Origin of the sequence: Bacillus velezensis, from assembly GCF_001461825.1 — a bacterium.
GTDB lineage: Bacteria > Bacillota > Bacilli > Bacillales > Bacillaceae > Bacillus > Bacillus velezensis.
Map to the genome: position 1 here is coordinate 361,146 of NZ_LLZC01000012.1, position 20,009 is coordinate 381,154.

Here is a 20,009-nt window from a genome sequence, read left to right on the forward strand (position 1 = left end):
CGAAGGGATTGTGTATAAATGAAACTGGCAGTCATCGGAGCAATGGAAGAGGAAGTTACGATTTTAAGAAGCAAACTGAAAGACGCAAAACAAGAGATGATCGCTCACTGTGAGTTTACAACTGGCAGCTATGAAGGCGTCGAAGTCATCTTGCTGAAATCGGGTATCGGGAAAGTCAACGCGGCGATCAGCACGACGCTTCTGCTTGACCGTTTCAAACCTGATTATGTGATTAACACAGGCTCAGCGGGCGGTTTTCATCATACATTGAATGTAGGCGACGTCGTCATCTCAACAGATGTCCGCCATCATGACGTGGATGTGACGGCGTTTGACTATGAATACGGACAGGTGCCGGGTCTTCCGGCAGCATACAAAGCTGATGAAAAGCTGATCAGCATTACTGAGGAAGCGGTTTCTGAACTGAACGGCATTCAAGTCGCCAAAGGCACAATCGCTACGGGAGATTCTTTTATGAATGATCCGAAGCGGGTTGAAGACGTACGCGCCAAATTTGCGGATTTGTACGCGGTTGAAATGGAAGCTGCGGCTGTCGCACAGGTGTGCTACCAGTTCAAAACGCCTTTTGTTGTCATCAGAGCTTTATCTGATATTGCCGGAAAAGAATCTGACGTTTCATTTGATAAATTTTTAGAACAGGCTGCCGTTCATTCAACTAAGCTTGTCCTGAATGTCATCAAACGAATTCAATAAGCGGGGGATTCTCGTTCTCCTCCGCTTTTCCAGGAGGAGGACACATATTGAACGTGATAACAGATATTACAGAACTGATCGGAAATACACCGCTGCTCCGTCTCAAGCATTTTGATATACCGGAGGGAACAGCGGTTTATGCTAAGCTTGAGATGATGAATCCGGGCGGAAGCATTAAAGACAGGCTGGGCGGGATGCTCATTGAAGATGCGCTTCGCACGGGAAAGGTGAAACCGGGCGGCGTTATCATTGAGGCGACTGCCGGAAACACCGGGATCGGACTCGCTCTGTGCGCCAGAAAGCATCAGCTTCGCGCCGTTTTTTGCGTCCCGGAGCATTTCAGCAGAGAAAAGCAGCAAATTATGAAAGCTCTCGGAGCGGACATCGTGCATACGCCGAGAGAAGAAGGCATGCAGGGAGCCATCCGAAAAGCGCTTGAACTGGAGAGAGAGATTAATAATTCTTATGCCGTTCTGCAATTTAAAAACCGAGTAAATCCATTGACTTACTACAAAACAATCGGACCCGAAATATGGAACGCGCTCGGCGGGGATATCCACGCTTTTGTCGCAGGAGCAGGTTCCGGCGGCACCTTTGCCGGTACAGCAGCTTATTTAAAAGAGAAAAATCCTGCCGTCAAAACGGTGATCGTTGAACCGGAAGGCTCGATCCTGAACGGAGGAGAGCCGCATGCCCATAAAACGGAAGGCATCGGCATGGAGTTTATCCCGGATTATATGGACGAGAACCATTTTGACGCCATTTACACGGTGGAAGACGATACGGCGTTTTCGCTTGTCAGAGAAGCGGCCGAGAAAGAAGGCCTCTTAATCGGAAGCTCTTCAGGGGCGGCTCTTTATACAGCGCTTGAAGAAGCGAAAAAAGCGCCCGCCGGATCAAATATCGTCACCATTTTCCCTGATGGCAGCGATCGATATATAAGCAAAAACATTTTTCAAGGAGGTCAGTAAGATGAAGAAAAAAACGCTGATGGTGCACGGAGGAATTACGGGAGATGAAAAAACAGGAGCGGTTTCCGTACCGATTTATCAAGTAAGCACGTACCGGCAGCCGAAAGCGGGCGAGCACACGGGTTATGAATATTCAAGAACGGCCAATCCGACGCGGACGGCGCTTGAAAGCTTAATTGCGGAGCTTGAAGGCGGCGCGGCGGGATATGCGTTCGGCTCAGGCATGGCTGCGATTACTGCCGTCATGATGCTGTTTGACAGCGGCGATCATGTTATTTTGACGGATGATGTATACGGCGGCACTTACCGGGTGATGACAGGTGTGCTGAACCGCTTCGGCATTGAAGCGGACTTTGTTGATACGAGCAATGAAGAAAAAGTCAAAAAGGCCATTCGCCCGAATACGAAAGCCATTTATATCGAAACACCGACAAATCCGCTATTGAAAGTGACTGACCTCAAACTGATGTCTGACATCGCAAAAGAAGCGGGCGTATTGCTTATCGTCGATAATACGTTTTACACGCCGTATTTCCAGCAGCCGCTCAGCTTCGGCGCGGATCTCGTGCTTCACAGCGCGACGAAATATCTCGGCGGCCACAGCGATGTCGTCGGCGGCTTAGTCGTCACGGCTGATAAAGAACTGGGCGAAAAGCTTCATTACGTGCAAAACTCAACGGGCGGCGTTTTAGGACCGCAGGATTCATGGCTTTTGATGAGAGGGATTAAAACGCTGGGGCTCAGAATGGATGCCATCAATCACAGCGCCGGAAAAATCGCCGGGCTGCTTGAAGCGCATGATGCCGTTCAGACGCTCTACTATCCGGGATCAGCGAAACATCCGGGCCATGAGCTGACAAAAGCGCAAAGCTCCGGTTTCGGCGGAATGATTTCCTTTGATGTCGGCAGCAGCGAACGCGTCGACGCGTTTTTAGAAAAATTGAACCTGTTTACGATCGCGGAAAGTTTAGGAGCGGTTGAAAGCTTAATCTCCGTGCCGTCCAGAATGACGCACGCTTCGATCCCGCGCGACCGCCGGCTTGCGCTTGGCATTACCGACGGGCTCGTGCGGATCTCAGTCGGTATTGAGGATACTGAGGATTTAACGGCGGATGTGAAACAGGCGCTTGATTCACTTTTATAAAGAATGGATAGATTTACATTCTCTGTCGGCTGTCAGCTTGTATTATAATGTTGGTAGACTATAAAACTGGCAGGTGACCTTATATGGAGAAGAAAAGACTGAAATCATTAATAGAAGATTTTAAGCATTACGCATTTATTCTGCTTGCAGTCAGCACCTTCATTTATATCGGCGCGGTTCTTCCCGGACAAGGGCTGACTGCGGGCCAGAAAATGCTGATGTTTGTAACGGATTGTGTATTTTTAGCGGGCGCTTATTTCTGCGTTGATCGTTCACTTATTTATAAAAAGAGGCTGGAAGAGGCCGATGAATAAAAAAAGCCATTGTCTTTTGACAATGGTTTTTTCGTTTCTTATTCAGACGGGGTTTCGCGTAATTCTTTTCCCATTCCTTTTAAAAACTGCAGCCCGAAGCCGAGCGCGCGGTTAATATCAGGATCACCGACGGCTTTCATCAGTTCAAACATACTGACTTTCCTGTCCTCTTTTAAAAATCTTTGCGCCTGATCCGTCCCGGCCATGGCGCTTTCTAAAAGTCTGCCCATAAATTCGGGATCAGCTTTTGACAGCGCGCCTCCCGCGGCCATCATCGTATTCAGGAGATTGGTGACAGGTTCCCGGGAAATCTGTCCGAGTGCGATTTTGGCAATCTCCTCTTTTGCCTGGAGCATATAGCCGGCGGCATCAAAAATGCCCAAGCTATTCAGCTCTGCCATGATGGACATCGTTTTCGCGACGGCTTCTTCATTTTCTGCGAGAAGCGTCTTCAGCTCTTCCAGTTTTTCAGCTTTCAGCTGTTCCTCTGTTTTCGTTTCTTTTTGAATTTCAGTAATTGGGCTTGCCATAATGTTTCCTCCTTTCCTTAATCAGTTAAGTGCACATAGCCCGGACGGTTCCATTTTCGCTGAGCTTCCACACCGTTTTGCGGATGACGTTTTTTGTTCCGCGGATTCGTTTTCGGAAGCGGCGGAGTATCACAGGAACCGAGCACTTCCATGCGGACTTTTGTCTGCTTATAGGCAGGTGTATGTGTCCGTGAATCATACGCAGGCCCGGTCAGGAAATTAATCGCAGAATCTTTATCTGTAGAGTTCATCGGCAGATAAAGCTCATTTGCGCGGACGCGGTCTGTCACAAGCGCGTTCAATTTAACCGCCCCAAAAGGAGAGACGAGCCGGATCATTGTTCCGTCGCAAATTCCGCGTTCAGCCGCGAGCTCCGGCGATACTTCAACAAATACATCCGGAACTTTAGACTGAATGCCTTTTGACTTGTTTGTCATGTTTCCTTCGTGGAAATGTTCAAGCATCCGTCCGTTGTTAATATGCAGGTCATATTCTTCAGGGAATACAGCAGGCTCCACCCAATCGCTCAGCGCAAAGCGGGCTTTTTTGTCCGGGAAGTTAAAGCCGTCTTCATAAAGAAGCGGAGTGCTTTCTCCCGTAAAGCTTCCCCACAGGAAGCTGTTCCAGCCGCTAAGAACGTCGTAGCTTGCTTTTCCGAACAGCGGAGAAAGGCTCGCCATTTCTGAGAAAATGTCGCTAGGATGCGTGTAATTCCAATCAGCGCCTAAACGATTGGCGACTTCCTGAATAATCCACCAGTCGGGTTTTGCATCGCCGAGTGTCGGAAGCGCCTGATACAATCTTTGCACACGACGCTCTGTGTTTGTAAATGTTCCGTCTTTTTCAAGAGATGGAACCGCAGGCAGGATGACATCCGCGTATTGCGCCGTTCTTGAAAGGAAAATATCCTGTACAACAAAGAAATCAAGGCTGGATAAAATGTCATGAACATGGTTGGCGTTTGAATCGACGAGCGCCATATCTTCACCGACGAGATACATGGCTTTCATGTTTCCTTCTTCAATCGCATGGAGCATTTCGATATTATCAAGACCCGGCTTGCCGTCAATTTCAACACCGTAAGCTTTTTCGAATTTAGCGCGTGCCGCATCATCTGTAATATGCTGATATCCCGGAAGCCAGCCTGGAAGAGTTCCCATATCGCAAGCGCCTTGAACGTTGTTATGTCCCCGCAGCGGATAGGCTCCGGCGCCCGGACGGCGGTAGTTTCCTGTGGCAAGCAGCAGGTTGGAAATCGCCGCTGATGTATCAGAGCCGCCTGTATTCTGGGTTACGCCCATGCCCCAAAGAACACAAGTGCCGTCTGCATCACGAATCATTTCGGCAATGCGGATGATCGTATCCTGAGAAAGTCCGGTGATGCGCTCCGCATATTCCAATGTGTATTTTTCCAGCGTTTCTTTATAATCATCAAAGTAGTTGACATTTTCATCAATAAACGCCTGATCGTGCCAGCCTTGGTCAATCATATATTTCGTTACTGCCATGAGCCAGACCTGGTCAGTCCCTTGTTTCGGGCTGATAAAGAGGTCGGACCGTTCAGCCATTTCATTTCTGCGCAGATCGGCAACAATCAGTTTTTGGCCGTGCAGCTTATGGGCGCGCTTCACGCGTGTGGCCAGAACCGGATGTCCTTCCGCCGGATTGGCGCCGACGATGAGCACGAGGCCCGCTTTTGCGATATCTTTAATTGTGCCGGCGTCTCCGCCCATACCGACGGTGCGGAATAAGCCGTCCGTTGCCGGTGACTGGCAGTAGCGTGAACAGTTATCCACGTTGTTGGTTTCAAATACTTGGCGTGCCAATTTTTGAATGACGTAGTTGTCTTCATTCGTAATTTTAGAAGAAGAAATAAAACCGACAGAACCATTTCCGTGTTCGGCCTTGATCGAACCGAGTCTTGAAGCGACAAGGTCAAGGGCTTCTTCCCATGACGATTCAACAAATGCGCCGTTTTTCCGGATGAGCGGTTTTGTAATCCGTTCTTCCGAATTCACGAAGTCCCAGCCGAATTTCCCTTTCACACAAGTGGAAATCGCGTTAACCGGAGCATCGGAAACAGGCTGAATTTTAAGGATGTCACGGCCTTTTGTCCATACTTCAAAAGAGCATCCGACGCCGCAGAACGTGCAGACTGTTTTTGTTTTTTTCGTCCGTTTATCGCGCATAGCCGCTTCCACTTCTGACACGGCGAAGATGCTTGTATAGTCGGGTTCAACATTTTTTACTAAATCAATCATCGGTTCCATGACATCTTCTTTTATACCTGTCATAAATCCGGCTTGGCCGAGCATTGATTTTTCCATCAGTGCGTTACAAGGACAGACAGTGACACACTGGCCGCAGCTGACGCAGGATGATTCATTAATGGCGACGCCTTCATCCCAAATGACCCGCGGGCGGTCGCGCTCCCAATCAATTGAAAGAGTCTCATTCACCTGAAGGTTTTGACACACTTCCACACATTGGCCGCAGGCGATGCATTGGTTCGGATCATAGCGGTAAAACGGGTGAGACATATCAACCGCGCACTTTGAATCATCTTTCGGCGTATATGGATATTTCTGATGCTCAATTCCCATCATTTCCGCTGTATTATGCAGTGTGCAGTTGCCGTTGTTGTTATCGCATACCGTACAGTAAAGCAGGTGATTCTCGAGCAGGCGATCCATGGCCTCTGTCTGAGCCTCTTTTACCCTTCCCGACGTAAGCGAGATGGACATCCCGTTTTCTGCAGCCGTGGAACAAGAGCGCTGCAATTTCCCGTTTACTTCAACAATACAGGTGTCACATGTTTGAATCGGATCCACTTCCGGTACATGGCATATTTGCGGAATCTCAATTCCGTTTTGGTTTAAAATATCTAAAATCTTAGACCCCTCTGGTGCTTCATACTCCGTGCCGTCAATTTTGACACGGATAGACTGAACGTCTGTCACTTCCAATTCCCCTCCATCTTTTAAACTCGAAAAAAAGCCATGCACATAGATACCGCCCTCCTGTCCGGAGAACGGTATAAATACGCATGGCGGAATAGTTCACTAGCAAGTCTTACTAACAGACCAATCCTATTTGTATAAAACGATAGACTCGTAACACGTTTCCTATTACAAATCCATCTTCACTGCTTTTATTATAAGGTGATATTTATTATAATACAATACGAAAGGAAAACTTTAACCAGGTGAAATGTCACAAAGGGGAACCGGGAATGTCTTTCATAGGCTAAAATCGGAGGGGACAATATGTCTAAAAAAATTCATGAATTTAACGATATTATCCGGAAATTGCGCAAAGAATTATTTGGAAAGGGGCCTGAACGAATTCACACCGTTTTTGTGGATAACATGGCGGTATCTACACTTTACGGCAATCTAAGCGCAAGTGAGCAGTTTATCGCACGCACGCCTGAAGGAAGAGAAATGGTTCATGCGGCGCGGACCAGCTTAATTCAGGAACTGTATTCAAAACAAACGCCTGACGGAATGGAAGAGCTCATCGGAGCAAAGCTGGTGCATCTGTTTTCAGATATAAAAATAGAGGAAAATATTGCTGTATCGGTGTTTGTCTTTGACCGCTCAATTGAAGAGCATAAAGAAGAAATCAAAAGCTGACAATATTCAATTGACACGAAATTGTCACATTTGATATGATATGAACTGCCGGCAGTGGCCTAAGGACGATTTTTTATGGAATGTGTGCATGATCTGTACATATTCTATACCGCATATTTTCATTCTGCTTGATATTGGTGTATGGGTATGCATACAAGTTAGGCAGCATTCAAACCCTCGTTTTTTCAGACGGGTTAGTTGAATGCTGCCTTTTTTGTTAGGCGTCTTTGGAAACTGCGGGCTGAATTGTTAAATGGAGGGGTTATTATGGCTTTTCGTAAACCGGACGAAATAGCGGAGCTTGCGGTCGAATCAGGGGTAAAAAAGGTGCATTCACCGCTTTCAGCACTGATTGTATTAGGATTTTTGGGAGGAGCGTTTATCGCACTCGGTTATTTGCTTGATATCCGTGTCATCGGCGACCTTCCGAAAGAATGGGGAAGCCTGTCGAGTTTAATCGGGGCGTCCGTGTTTCCCATCGGATTGGTGCTCGTCGTTCTTGCCGGCGCGGAGCTGATTACGGGAAATATGATGTCGGTATCCATGGCGCTGTTTTCCAGAAGAATATCCGCCGGTGCATTAGTGAAAAATTGGGTGATCGTGACGTTGATGAATCTTGTCGGCGCACTGTTTGTCGCTTACTTTTTCGGACATGTTGTCGGATTAACCGAAACAGGACCTTACTTGGAAAAAACGATTGCGGTCGCACAAGGCAAATTGGATATGCCGTTTGGAAAAGTTATTGTTTCGGCGATCGGCTGTAACTGGCTTGTCTGTTTGGCCGTCTGGCTTTCTTTCGGCGCAGAAGACGGAGCCGGAAAAATCGCGGGTATATGGTTTCCGATTATGGCGTTTGTCGCAATTGGTTTTCAGCACGTTGTAGCCAATATGTTTATCATCCCGGCTGCGATTTTTGCAGGTTCTTTTTCGTGGGGTGATCTGATTGGCAATCTCATTCCGGCCTTTATCGGGAATGTCATCGGCGGGGCAGTGTTTGTCGGCCTTATTTATTTTATTGCATATTCAAAAAAAGATCAGAAAAAGCAAGGGATGAAAAGAGTTTCCTGAGGTAAGAAAGATGCCGGAAAACACGGACAATTGAAGCGGAATGCCAGCACATTTTCCGTCCAAATCTTGAAAAAAATGTTTACAAAATGGAAGTTGATGGATATACTTACAAAGTAAGAAAAAAGCAAAGGGAGGTTGAATCACATGACGACGTTAAACGGCAATCAAAATCTACAATTGAACCGATTCAGCCTGTGGAAGAGTTCGTGTCCTTCCTTAACCTCTGCCCGTCAAGCACGTTAATTTCGGAGTATCAGGACATTCGCAGCTCCCCGCAGGGAAAGAAGCATCGTCTTCTTTTGTCTGCGGATTTAGTCTGCCCGCAGCGCATATGAACTTTGCTGCGGGTTATTTTCGCTTGTGCGGATATTGAAAGGGGGTGAGCGATAATGACCATTAATCTTTTCTTTTTAACACTGACCATTTCAAAGCGTTTTAAAAGTGCGGAAGAGTATGAACGAGAACAGCAGGTCGAAGAGTTTTATAATGAAGCGAAAGAACGCCAGCTGAAACATTTTTATATGAACTAACGGACACGAAGGGCCAAAACGGAGGAGAAGGAGGAGATCATCATGTTCAGAATTGAACTGCTGAATCATTACACAATGGAGAAGGACCAGGTTTAGCGAGGATGCTGCTGTCACGTCGCAGACGGCCTGCATACCATGGTAAAGAAAGAAAAATTGGTTAGCGGGTGATAGCATGCAGGGCGGTCAGAACAGAATTCCATCCATCGGGCACGGGTATGCGTCAATGCCCCATTCATTTAAACACGGCTACGGCAACCCGTACCGCCGGCAGAGAATGGCGGCGCTTTCCCGGCAGACAAGATATATAGCACCGTATTATTGGTACTAGAGCAGGCGGAAAACCTACGTTTTCCGTCTTTTTTTATGAAAACAAATATAAATTTCAAATAAATCGAAACGTTCATGAAGAGAAGTGCGTCTAGTTAGTACCTCATACTAATACGAGGTAATATTATTTCTGAATAATAAATCACAGGAATGGAAAAGCGGGTGTTATACAATGTTGCAACATACATCTTCAGCATTAAAACGAATGCGCGCGAAATACTTTGCTGCATCAGAACCGGCAGAGTCAGTCATTCAGCAAATCTTGATGGACATACAGGAATACGACCGCATTTTGGAAATCGGGACCGGAAACGGCTCAATGTTTAAACAAATCATCGGACAGCTTGAAAAGGGCAGTCTTAAAAGCATAGAAACATCGAAACGTAAAATACGGAAAACACAGCGCGCAAACCGTTCGGTTATAAAAGCCGGGCTCGGAAACATTCAGCAGGGAAGGCCGGAAAGCATACCGTTCCGCGACCGCAGTTTTCATAAAGTCTTCTCGTTACATACTGCTGAAACAGTCAGCGATTACCGGACAGCATGTAAAGAAGTGTATCGCGTTCTTCAAATTGACGGGTGTTTCTATATGGTTTTGAAACCTTCGCGGATGAGTGAGAAGGATGTGATTGAGGTGCTCTATGATCAGCATTTCAGAGATATTTCAGTTGTCAGCAGAGATTCATTCCATTTTATTACTGCCATTAAATAGAATATTTCTTGGGAAATAAAAAGAGCTGCTTAAGTCACTGCAGCTCTTTTTGTGAAATTGGGCATATTTCCTTATTTTTGGTTATTTCACATATATTTTATATTAAAAAAAGTTTTTTTCTTATACAATGGTAATCAGATGACCGTACATTTTAAATATTTTGAACAAACGGAATGAATATTCATTCCGCATTTAGAAAGGGGGATGAAATGACAGCTTCAAACAAGGTTGAACTCATTATGAAAGCGTCGCTTACTTTGTTTACAGATAGAGGATTTGACGCAACGACGATTCCGATGATTGCCGCTCAGGCCGATGTCGGAACCGGCACAATTTACCGTTACTTTGACAGTAAAGAGACACTTGTGAACGTACTGTATCAGGAAAGTGCGCAGCGTTTTATGAAAAAAGTCAAAACGGACTTTCAGGGGATATCTGTAAGAGAAGGGTTTCATCATCTGTTTTATTGTCTGATTGATTTTACGAAGGAAAGTGAGTATGCATTGTTTTTTCTTGAAACGAATAAGGACGCCTACTTTCTGAATGAAACGAGCCGTAAGCTTCTTGATGAAATAACACAGATGCTTGACGTCTTTTTTCAGCGCGGCAAGTCTGAAGGTGTGCTCCGCAATCTGCCGTCCAATGTGCTGATGGCGCTGCTGCTCGGGGCATATCTCAAACTCTATCAGCTTGTCCGGACGGGAAGCGTCGAAATAACAAAACCGTTTCTGAAAGAATTGGAACAATGTTCTTGGGATGCCATCAGAACTCATTAATTATACGCCGAAGGAAGGAAGATCGATATGAAACAGCTAAGCGCTATACCGCAGCCGAAAACATACGGGCCTCTCAAAAATCTCCCTCACTTGGAAAAAGAAAAACTGTCACAATCGCTTTGGAAAATTGCCGAAGAATACGGCCCGATCTTTCGTTTTGAATTTCCGAGCTCTGTCGGGGTCTTCGTATCAGGCCGCGAGCTCGCCGCAGAAGTCTGTGATGAAAAGCGATTTGACAAAAATCTCAGCAAAGCTCTGCTGAAAGTCCGTGAATTTGGCGGTGACGGACTATTTACGAGCTGGACTCACGAAAAGAACTGGCAGAAAGCGCATCGGATTTTATTGCCGAGCTTCAGCCAGAAGGCGATGAAAGGCTATCATTCAATGATGCTGGATATTGCCATGCAGCTCGTGCAGAAGTGGAGCAGATTAAATCCGAATGAAGAAATTGACGTCGCCGAAGATATGACGCGCCTGACGCTGGATACAATCGGCCTGTGCGGATTTCATTACCGCTTTAACAGCTTTTACCGCGACACACAGCATTCTTTTATCACAAGTATGCTTCGTGCGCTGCAGGAGGCCATGCGCCAAGCGCAAAGACACAGCCTGCAGGACAAGCTGATGATCAAAACGAGACATCAGTTCCAGCAGGATATTGAAGAGATGAATTCGCTTGTAGACCGGATCATCGCTGAGCGGAGGGAAAATCCGGATGAAAATCTGTCTGACCTTTTAGCATTGATGCTTGAAGCGAAAGACCCTGTAACGGGGGAAAGGCTGGATGATGAAAATATCCGTTATCAAATCATTACCTTTTTGATCGCGGGGCATGAAACCACAAGCGGGTTGCTTTCTTTTGCGATATATTGCCTGCTGAAAAATAAAGATAAATTGAAAAAAGCCGTTCAGGAAGCCGAGCGGGTGCTGACGGGAGAGACACCTGAATATAAGCAGATTCAGCAGCTGACATATATCCGCATGGTGCTAAACGAGACTTTGCGGCTGTATCCGACTGCCCCGGCATTTTCTCTGTACGCGAAGGAAGATACGGTTCTCGGCGGGAAATATCCGATTGCGAAGGGACAGCCGGTGACGATTCTGACTCCGCAGCTGCACCGGGATAAAAGTGCGTGGGGAGAAGATGCCGAGTCATTCCGCCCGGAAAGGTTCAGTGATCCCGCGGCCATTCCGGCAGATGCGTATAAGCCGTTCGGAAACGGACAGCGCGCATGCATCGGGATGCAGTTTGCCCTGCAGGAAGCGACAATGGTGCTCGGCCTTGTCCTGAAACACTTTGAACTGATTGATCATACTGATTATGAGCTTACGATTAAAGAAGCTCTAACCATTAAGCCCGGTGATTTTAAAATCCGTGTGAAAAACAAGGACGTGTCCAATCAGCAGTCCGCACAAAACCATAAAGCTGAAGGCAGCGGTCACAAAGAAGAAATGAAAGAAATCCCGTCCCACGGAACGCCGCTTCTCATTCTTTACGGATCAAATTTAGGAACTGCGGAAGGAATCGCGGAAGAGCTGGCTGATATCGGAAGAAGCAAAGGATTTTCAACTGAAACCGGACCGCTCGATGATTATGCCGGGAAACTGCCTGTAAAAGGCGCGGTCGTTATTGTTACGGCTTCTTATAACGGGGCGCCGCCTGATAATGCGGCGGGTTTTGTGAAATGGATGGAAACCCTTGAAGATCAGGAATTAAAGGGTGTTTCTTACGCCGTCTTCGGCTGCGGAGACCGCAACTGGGCCGCCACTTACCAGAGGATCCCCCGCCTGATAGACAAAGTGCTTGAAGAAAAAGGGGCAAAACGGCTGACCTCTATCGGGGAGGGCGACAATGCCGATGATTTTGAGTACAGTCAGGAAGCCTGGGAAGACTCATTCTGGAAGGACATCATGAAGGCTTTTCATATAGAGGCCGCTCCAAAACAGACAAACAAATCACAGTTATCAATCGAATACGTGAGTGAAGCAGCCGAGACGCCGATTGCCAAAACGTACAAAGCATTTGAGGCGGAGGTCATCACGAACAAAGAGCTTCATACCGAAAGCAGCAAGCGCTCAGTCCGGCATATTGAGCTGCGTCTCCCCGAAACAGAAACGTATCAGGAAGGAGATCATCTCGGGGTGCTTCCGCAAAACAGCGGGGAACTGATCAGCCGTGTCATTCGCCGATTCGGTCTTGATCCGAACCAGCACTTTAAGATCAAGGGCCGGCAGCTGCCTCATCTGCCGATGGACCGGCCGGTTAATGCGCCGGAGCTTTTGGCGTCCTATGTAGAGCTGCAGGAGCCGGCAACGAGAGCCCAGCTTCGCGAACTTGCCGCACATACCGTGTGCCCGCCGCACCAAAAAGAATTGGAGCATCTTTATTCTGATGATGCGGCATATAAAGAAAACGTGCTGAAAAAACGAATGACCATGCTGGACCTGTTGGAAGATTATCCTGCATGTGAACTGCCGTTTGAGCGCTTTTTAGAACTTCTGCCATCCTTAAAGGCGCGCTATTATTCAATCTCAAGCTCACCGAAGGCAGCCAGCGGGGAGCTCAGTATCACGGTCGGCGTTGTGACGGCTCCGGCATGGAGCGGCCGTGGGGAATACCGGGGCGTGGCTTCGAACTATTTAGCCGGATTACAGAATGGCGATCCTGCCGTCTGTTTCATCCGCTCGCCGCAGTCGGGTTTCGCATTGCCTGAAAATCCGAAAACGCCTCTCATTATGGTCGGAGCAGGCACAGGAATTGCGCCGTTCAGGGGATTTATCCAGGCGCGGGCTGCCGAAAAAATGTCCGGTAACAGCCTGGGCGAAGCTCATTTATACTTCGGCTGCCGGCATCCTGAAGAAGACGATCTGTACAAAGATGAATTCGACGATGCGGAGAAAAACGGCCTTGTCACCGTGCATCGGGCGTATTCCAGATTAGATCAGGACTGTAAAGTTTACGTACAGGATGTCCTGCTTCGCGAGGCTGCACAAATTATTGCTCTCCTTGACCAAGGCGGCCATCTCTATATATGCGGCGACGGAAGCAAAATGGCTCCGGCCGTAGAAAATGTACTGCTTCAGGCGTATGAAAAGGTGCATAACACTGATTCAAAAGTTTCCTTGAATTGGCTTGAACAGCTGCAGGCGGAAGGAAGATATGCGAAAGATGTTTGGGCAGGTATGTAACAGAAGAGTGAGACAACTGAAGAATGTTTTTTAATTGAAGAAAGCCGGCACGATATTTGAAATCTACTGAATCAAAAGGAATAGTTATAGGGAGTATCGTGCCGGCCTTAACTTTAGTATCGGACAAAAGACACAAATCTTTAATGTTTTTATTGATTTACATGCAGGCGGCTATGTCCCTTTTTTCTGAATTCCGCCAGAAATAAAACCGGATAAGACACTAATAGCAAAACCGAAATAAATGAAATGATACCGATCCAATGAAAATGCGTCCAAAAGAAACCGCCGCAAGACCCTGCCACGCTTGAACCGATATAGTATGCAAGCAGATATAATGAAGAGGCTTGCGCGCGCTGATCACCGGCTGCGCGGCCGACCCAGGCGCTTGCGATCGAATGCGCGCCGAAAAAGCCGAAGGTAAAGACGGCAATCCCCGCGATTTTAAGCGCAAGCTGGGGCAAAAGTGTCACCGCTGCGCCGGCAAGCATAACAAAAATCGCAATCTTAATCATTTTTGCGCTTCCGAAAAGATCTGCTTTTTTCCCCATATAGACAGAGCTGAACGTTCCCGCGAGATAGACAATAAAAATAAAACCGATCACAGTCTGCGACAAATGATAAGGAGCCGCCATTAAATGAAAGCCGATATAATTATATAATGTCACAAAACTCCCCATTAATATAAATCCCAGAGATATTAACAAAAGCAGCCGTTTGCGGTGCAGAACCGCTCCGTATTCCTTACATGCCGCTTTTACGCCCGCATGCCGCTGAGATGAATGGCGCGGAGCCGGAAGAAAACGCCAAAACAAATAGCTTAATACAATAGAAAGAATGCCGATGATGGCAAGCGCCGGCCGCCAGCCGAATACATCGGTCAGAAGCCCCGTTAACAGCCTGCCGCTCATTCCCCCGATGCTTGTGCCGCTGATATACAAGCCCATCATTTTCCCGAGGCCCTGCGGATCAAACTCCTCGCCTACATATGTCATAGCGACAGCCGGAACGCCTGCCAGGAAAATACCGAGCAGCGCCCTCATCGCCAAAAGCGCCGGAAAAGCCGGACTGAACGCTGTTAATAGACCTAAAACAGATGTAGCTGTTAACGACAGCACCATTAATTTTTTTCTGCCGAATCCGTCAGACAACGAAGCGGCGGCCAATAATGAAAATGCCAAAACGGCTGTTGAGATGGATAAAGTTAAACTGGCAGCCGCAGCGGAAATATGAAACTCTTCCGAAAACAAAGGCATAAGCGGCTGTGTCGTGTAAAGCGTGGCGAAGGTCACAAAGCCGCTGATAAACAGAGCCAAGCTGGCCTTTCTGTAAGCCTTTGTATGAGGCTGAATAAACGTCATGAATGTCCCTCTTTTCTCACTGTTGGTTATATATGTATCGTACGCTTTTCATTTCAATGTGTCTAATTTATAATAACTATAGAATTAATGCGTGAAGGTTATGAAGAAAGGGGAGAAGGAGAAAATGGAGCTTCATCAAATTGACAACTTCATTGCGGCGGCAACTCATCAGCATTTCACAAATGCGGCAAAAGAAAGAATGATTTCTCAGCCGGCATTAAGCCGATCGATTATCAGGCTCGAAGAAGAATTAGGCGCGCCGTTATTTTACAGAGAGACAAAAGCAGTCCGGCTGACAAGGCACGGAGAGCAGTTCTTAATAAAAGCAAAACAAGCGAGACGAGCTTTAAATGAAGGCGTTGAACAAGTGAAAAAGAATATGAGCCTGGAACACGGCGAAATATCTGTATCTTTTCTTCATACGCTCGGGCTGCGTTTAATGCCTCAGCTGATTGCCGAATTTAAAAAGCTATACCCAAACGTGACCTTCCGGCTTTATCAAGGCGCAAATGAAACGCTTCGCAAAATGGTGGAAACGGGAGATGCGGATATCTGTCTCAGCTCCCCGCCGCTTCCCAGCGAGCTTTTACAATGGACAGTGCTGGAGAAAGAACCTCTTTATGCGGTGCTACCTGAGAACCACCCGCTTGCAGGAAATAAAAGCATTCAAATGAAAGAGATGCAGGACGAGGATTTTGTCGGATTTAAACCGGGATACGGACTGAGGTATATGTTTGATCTGATGTGCCGGGATTTGAATATACACCCGCATCTCGCATTTGAAGGAGAGGAAGTGTCAACCATATTAGGGCTGACCGCCGCGGGTCTGGGGGCTGCAGTGCTGCCGAAAACCGCGGAGCATTCATACTTTCCGGTCGTTTTTCTTCCGGTTGCAGATTACCAATGCGAACGCACCATAGCGTTAGCCCAGCTGAAAAACCATGCTCTCTCTCCCGCTGCTGAGCGTTTTAAACAGTTTGCACTTGAGTATTACAAAGCACGCAACTGAGCGGTCATTTTATTAAAATCGAAGTTGAAAATAAAGCAGATAGAAATACAGAAAACGGAGGAAAACCATGGCGAAAAAAACAGTGAAAACAAATGCTGTCCGTATCATTGAGCAACAAAACATTCCCTATGAGCTATTAGGTTACAAAACAGAAGGGGGACAGCCCGCAGACGGTCTTTCCGTTTCACAAAAAATCGGATACGCTGCCGAATATGTTTATAAAACCTTAGTGGCATCTGCAGGAACTGATCGTTATTACGTCTTTGCCGTTCCCGTTGCAAAAGAACTGAATCTGAAAAAGGCTGCGAAGGCGGCAGGTGAGAAGAAAATAGAAATGATTGCCATGAAGGACCTTTTAGGAGTGACCGGCTATATGCGCGGCGGCTGCTCTCCGATCGGCATGAAAAAAAGGTTTCCGACTTTTATTGATAGATCCGCTGAAACACTGGAGTTTATGATCGTCAGTGCGGGGAAAATCGGAATGCAGCTGAAAGCAGCGCCTCAAGATTTAGCCGAAGCAAGCGGGGCGGTATTTACAGACATTGTATAAATGTCCGATGAATCTAATGGAATACACGTGTCAAGGGAGAATGATAATGAAAAAAAGATATGAAAACTTGAATGGCGTGAAGAATGAACATGGATTCAGGGACATGTTGAAATGGATGAAAGAACGAAGAGAGAAAAGTAAAGACTTAAGCGAGAACATTCCGAAAGCGGTCACTAGGGATGTCCGTGATGTTGCCGTCAATCGGACGGAAACCGCCATAACATGGATCGGCCATTCTTCATTTCTGATCCAAATACAGGGGCTTAACATAATGACCGACCCTGTATGGGCGCGGCGGATGGGTTTTCAAAAACGGCTGACAGAGCCGGGATATGAATTGAGCGAACTGCCCGACATTGATGCCGTGCTCATTTCACATGGGCATTATGACCATCTTGATTTTCCGAGTATAAAAAAACTGAGAGGAAACCCGGATTTTTACGTGCCTGCGGGACTGAAAAAGCTGTTCAACAAAAAAGGCCGCAAAAAGGTCCATGAAATGAATTGGTGGGATCGTTTTGAGATGCGGGGGGTGAATATATCATTTGTTCCGGCCCAGCACTGGACACGGAGAACGCTTTGGGATACCGATACCTCTCATTGGGGAGGCTGGGTCATAGAAAGCGAAAACGGCGAGTCCATTTATTTTGCAGGAGATACAGGCTATTTTGAAGGCTTTAAAGAAATCGGAGAGAGGTTTCGTATTAAGGCGGCTCTGATGCCGATCGGAGCATACGAACCGGAATGGTTTATGCAAGTGTCACATATCAATCCGGAAGACGCCGTGAAAGCGTTTTTGGAGCTGAAGGCTGACAGCTTCATTCCCATGCATTACGGGGCATTCCGGCTTGCTGATGATACAGGCCCGGAAGCATTAAGCAGACTGCACGGCGAGTGGGACCGGCTTGCATTACCTCCTGAAAACCTGAAAGCATTAGCGCTTGGCGAAACATTTTGGCTGTAACAGCAGGTTTTCGCTGCCGACACCAATCGTTTAAAAACGGTTGGTGTTTTATTGTCATGTGAATAGCTCTGTATAAAACATGATTTTTCCGGAACCTGCGGTAAAAAACAAAACTTTTTACTCTTTTGTTTCACTATAAAATGAAAACGGTTTCGTATGTGCAGTATATTTAACCTATCACAATTGCTTCAGCAGAAATGGACAGGAAGGATAGAAAAACAGATGAAATACATGAATTCAAGGCAGAAAAAGATTTTGTATCTGTTGTTATCTGAACCTGATGACTACTTAGTTGTGCAAGATTTCGCAGACAGGGTCCGCTGTTCTGAAAAAACGATCAGGAATGATTTGAAAACGATTGAAGATTTCCTGAATGAACATGCTCAAGCTCAGCTGATCCGCAAACCGGGATTAGGCATCTATTTACATATATCTGAACAGGAAAGGTCACGGTTAAGCCGGCAAATTTATAATGAGCACTTTACATGCAGGCACAAGACCGATGAAGAAAGAATACTTCACATCGCTTATGATTTATTAATGAATTCAAAGCCCGTTTCCGCAAAAGAAATTGCCGCACAGCATTTTGTAAACAGAGCTTCCATTAAAAAGGATGTAAGTGCGGTTGAAGAGTGGCTGAAGCGATTTGATCTCACGCTGGTATCTAAACAGCGGCTCGGCTTAAAGATTGAAGGGGACGAAAAAAACAAAAGAAAAGCATTGGCGCGAATTTCAGATTTGATTGATAATGCGGAATTTACAAGCCAATTTATAAAAAGTAAGTTTTTAAGTCATGAAGCGGACTTTGTGAGAAAAGAAATCAAGTTATTACAAAAAAACCATTCTATCTATTTTACGGATGAAACATTTGAAAGTTTGCTGCTGCATACATTGCTGACGATCCGCCGTATCAAAATGAAACAGCCGGTCGCCATTTCTGCAAGACAGCTGGAGGCGGTAAAAAAGAAGAAAGAATATGAATGGACACTGGCTTGTTTAAAACGGCTTGAGCCGGTATTTGCCATCCGGTTTCCTGAGGAAGAAGCCGTCTATTTAACTTTACATATAATAGGCGGGAAAGTCCGCTATCCATCGCAGCAAGAAAAGAAGCTTGATCTTGAAGATTCTGAGCTTTCCAAAGTCGTCAGGCATTTGATCAACTGTGTTTCAGAACTGCAAATGCTGGATTTTCATAAAGACCAGGAACTGATCAACGGATTGAACATTCATCTCGATCCGGTGTTGAAGCGGCTGAGCTATGATCTCTCTGTTTCAAACCCCATGCTTCACGACATCAAAAAAATGTACCCTTATTTGTTTCATCTTATCATTGACGTTTTAGAAGACATCAATCAAACATTTGATCTCTGTATTCCTGAAGAAGAGGCAGCCTATTTGACGCTGCATTTTCAGGCAGCGATCGAACGGCTGCGCCGAAGCAGTCATAACCCTAAAAGGACGATCATCGTCTGCCATATGGGCATTGGCATGTCGCAATTGCTGCGGACTAAAATTGAACGCAAATTTCATCACATTACGGTAAAAGACTGTATCGCAAAAGCGGAGCTGAAAGAGTATATCAAAAAGCATAAAGATATAGATTTCGTCATTTCTACGATAGGGCTTGGAAATGTAACGATCCCTCATATTGTCGTATCACCGCTTTTGGAGTCTGCTGATGAAAAGAAGCTCAGCGCATTTATGCAACAGCTTGATACATCACATCGCCGGGAGCAAAAAACGTTTAAAATGCTGAACGACACGACTCCGTTTCTCGTTTTTTTACAGCAAGAGACAGAGCACCGTTATCAGGTCATTGAAAAGCTGGCGCAGGCTTTGTATGAAAAAGGCTATGTAGAAAAAGAGTATGGCATTCATGCAGTAATGAGAGAAAAAATGTCGGCGACAAATATCGGGGCGGGTATTGCTATCCCTCACGCGAACTCTAAATATATCAAACAATCAGCCATTGCAATCGCCACCTTAAAAGAGCCGATTGAGTGGGGGACGGAAAAGGTGTCGCTCGTTTTTATGCTTGCCGTCAAACACAAAGATCAAAACAAGGTAAAGCAATTATTCAGTGAGCTTTCCTATCTTAGTGAGCAGCCGGCATTTATTCAAAAACTGACGGAAGAAAAAAATGTAATGACGTTTTTATCGTATTTAAACTATTAAAAGCAGGGAATGGCTCCCTGCTTTTTTTCTGTTTATAGGGAAA

The 20,009-nt window shown here is 46.3% G+C and carries 18 protein-coding genes; 15 read left to right on the forward strand and 3 right to left on the reverse strand.

All coding sequences use genetic code 11. The features are described 5' to 3' along the window. Positions 1 to 18: 18 nt before the first annotated feature. From mtnN to AR442_RS05995, 4 genes are all read left to right on the forward strand, one after another. Complete coding sequence (gene mtnN / locus AR442_RS05980) at positions 19 to 714, forward strand: 5'-methylthioadenosine/S-adenosylhomocysteine nucleosidase (RefSeq protein WP_014418460.1); 696 nt, start codon at positions 19 to 21, stop codon at positions 712 to 714. 47 nt (positions 715 to 761) lie between these two features. After that, complete coding sequence (locus AR442_RS05985; RefSeq protein ID WP_014418459.1) at positions 762 to 1,685, forward strand: O-acetylserine dependent cystathionine beta-synthase; 924 nt, start codon at positions 762 to 764, stop codon at positions 1,683 to 1,685. A 1-nt stretch (position 1,686) separates the two neighbouring features. Next, entirely contained in the window at positions 1,687 to 2,829 is a 1,143-nt protein-coding gene (locus tag AR442_RS05990; protein WP_021494369.1) for a bifunctional cystathionine gamma-lyase/homocysteine desulfhydrase, read from the forward strand. An 83-nt stretch (positions 2,830 to 2,912) separates the two neighbouring features. Further along, positions 2,913 to 3,143, forward strand: a complete 231-nt coding sequence (locus AR442_RS05995; RefSeq protein WP_012118061.1) for a YrhC family protein — start codon at positions 2,913 to 2,915, stop codon at positions 3,141 to 3,143. 38 nt (positions 3,144 to 3,181) lie between these two features. Here AR442_RS05995 and AR442_RS06000 read toward each other — a convergent pair whose 3' ends face one another. Then, complete coding sequence (locus AR442_RS06000) at positions 3,182 to 3,673, reverse strand: helical membrane plugin domain-containing protein (protein WP_007612765.1); 492 nt, start codon at positions 3,671 to 3,673, stop codon at positions 3,182 to 3,184. A gap of 17 nt (positions 3,674 to 3,690) precedes the next feature. Then, a complete protein-coding gene (fdhF, locus tag AR442_RS06005) occupies positions 3,691 to 6,633 on the reverse strand; it encodes a formate dehydrogenase subunit alpha (RefSeq protein WP_087920802.1) in 2,943 nt (980 codons plus the stop codon). A 306-nt stretch (positions 6,634 to 6,939) separates the two neighbouring features. On the opposite strand from fdhF, the gene AR442_RS06010 reads away from it, so the two are divergent. From AR442_RS06010 to AR442_RS06030, 7 genes are all read left to right on the forward strand, one after another. Further along, a complete protein-coding gene (locus tag AR442_RS06010; RefSeq protein WP_007408224.1) occupies positions 6,940 to 7,308 on the forward strand; it encodes a Na-translocating system protein MpsC family protein in 369 nt (122 codons plus the stop codon). A gap of 267 nt (positions 7,309 to 7,575) precedes the next feature. After that, a complete protein-coding gene (locus AR442_RS06015; RefSeq protein WP_007408225.1) occupies positions 7,576 to 8,376 on the forward strand; it encodes a formate/nitrite transporter family protein in 801 nt (266 codons plus the stop codon). A gap of 389 nt (positions 8,377 to 8,765) precedes the next feature. Further along, a complete protein-coding gene (locus tag AR442_RS19835; RefSeq protein WP_003152787.1) occupies positions 8,766 to 8,906 on the forward strand; it encodes a YrzI family small protein in 141 nt (46 codons plus the stop codon). Positions 8,907 to 9,078: 172 nt separating this feature from the next. Continuing rightward, positions 9,079 to 9,234, forward strand: a complete 156-nt coding sequence (locus AR442_RS20615; RefSeq protein ID WP_007408227.1) for a hypothetical protein — start codon at positions 9,079 to 9,081, stop codon at positions 9,232 to 9,234. A gap of 171 nt (positions 9,235 to 9,405) precedes the next feature. Then, entirely contained in the window at positions 9,406 to 9,945 is a 540-nt protein-coding gene (locus AR442_RS06020) for a class I SAM-dependent methyltransferase (protein WP_007408228.1), read from the forward strand. 209 nt (positions 9,946 to 10,154) lie between these two features. After that, on the forward strand, positions 10,155 to 10,721 hold the full coding sequence (locus tag AR442_RS06025; protein ID WP_014418456.1) for a TetR/AcrR family transcriptional regulator: 567 nt from the start codon (positions 10,155 to 10,157) through the stop codon (positions 10,719 to 10,721). 27 nt (positions 10,722 to 10,748) lie between these two features. Next, the gene (locus AR442_RS06030; protein WP_014418455.1) at positions 10,749 to 13,910 is read left to right on the forward strand and encodes a bifunctional cytochrome P450/NADPH--P450 reductase; all 3,162 of its coding nucleotides are present in this window, start codon (positions 10,749 to 10,751) and stop codon (positions 13,908 to 13,910) included. Positions 13,911 to 14,059: 149 nt separating this feature from the next. Here the strand turns inward: AR442_RS06030 and AR442_RS06035 are convergent, their stop codons facing one another. Continuing rightward, a complete protein-coding gene (locus tag AR442_RS06035; protein WP_014418454.1) occupies positions 14,060 to 15,268 on the reverse strand; it encodes an MFS transporter in 1,209 nt (402 codons plus the stop codon). 124 nt (positions 15,269 to 15,392) lie between these two features. On the opposite strand from AR442_RS06035, the gene AR442_RS06040 reads away from it, so the two are divergent. The 4 genes from AR442_RS06040 (at position 15,393) to manR (ending at position 19,966) form a co-directional block, all read left to right on the forward strand. After that, positions 15,393 to 16,277, forward strand: coding sequence for a LysR family transcriptional regulator (locus AR442_RS06040; protein WP_007408231.1), 885 nt, complete (start codon positions 15,393 to 15,395; stop codon positions 16,275 to 16,277). 67 nt (positions 16,278 to 16,344) lie between these two features. Continuing rightward, a complete protein-coding gene (gene ybaK / locus AR442_RS06045) occupies positions 16,345 to 16,827 on the forward strand; it encodes a Cys-tRNA(Pro) deacylase (RefSeq protein WP_014418453.1) in 483 nt (160 codons plus the stop codon). 46 nt (positions 16,828 to 16,873) lie between these two features. Beyond that, a complete protein-coding gene (locus tag AR442_RS06050; protein ID WP_014418452.1) occupies positions 16,874 to 17,791 on the forward strand; it encodes an MBL fold metallo-hydrolase in 918 nt (305 codons plus the stop codon). Between the two features lie 222 nt (positions 17,792 to 18,013). Further along, positions 18,014 to 19,966, forward strand: a complete 1,953-nt coding sequence (gene manR, locus AR442_RS06055; RefSeq protein ID WP_053284935.1) for a mannose transport/utilization transcriptional regulator ManR — start codon at positions 18,014 to 18,016, stop codon at positions 19,964 to 19,966. The last annotated feature ends 43 nt before the right edge of the window (positions 19,967 to 20,009 follow it).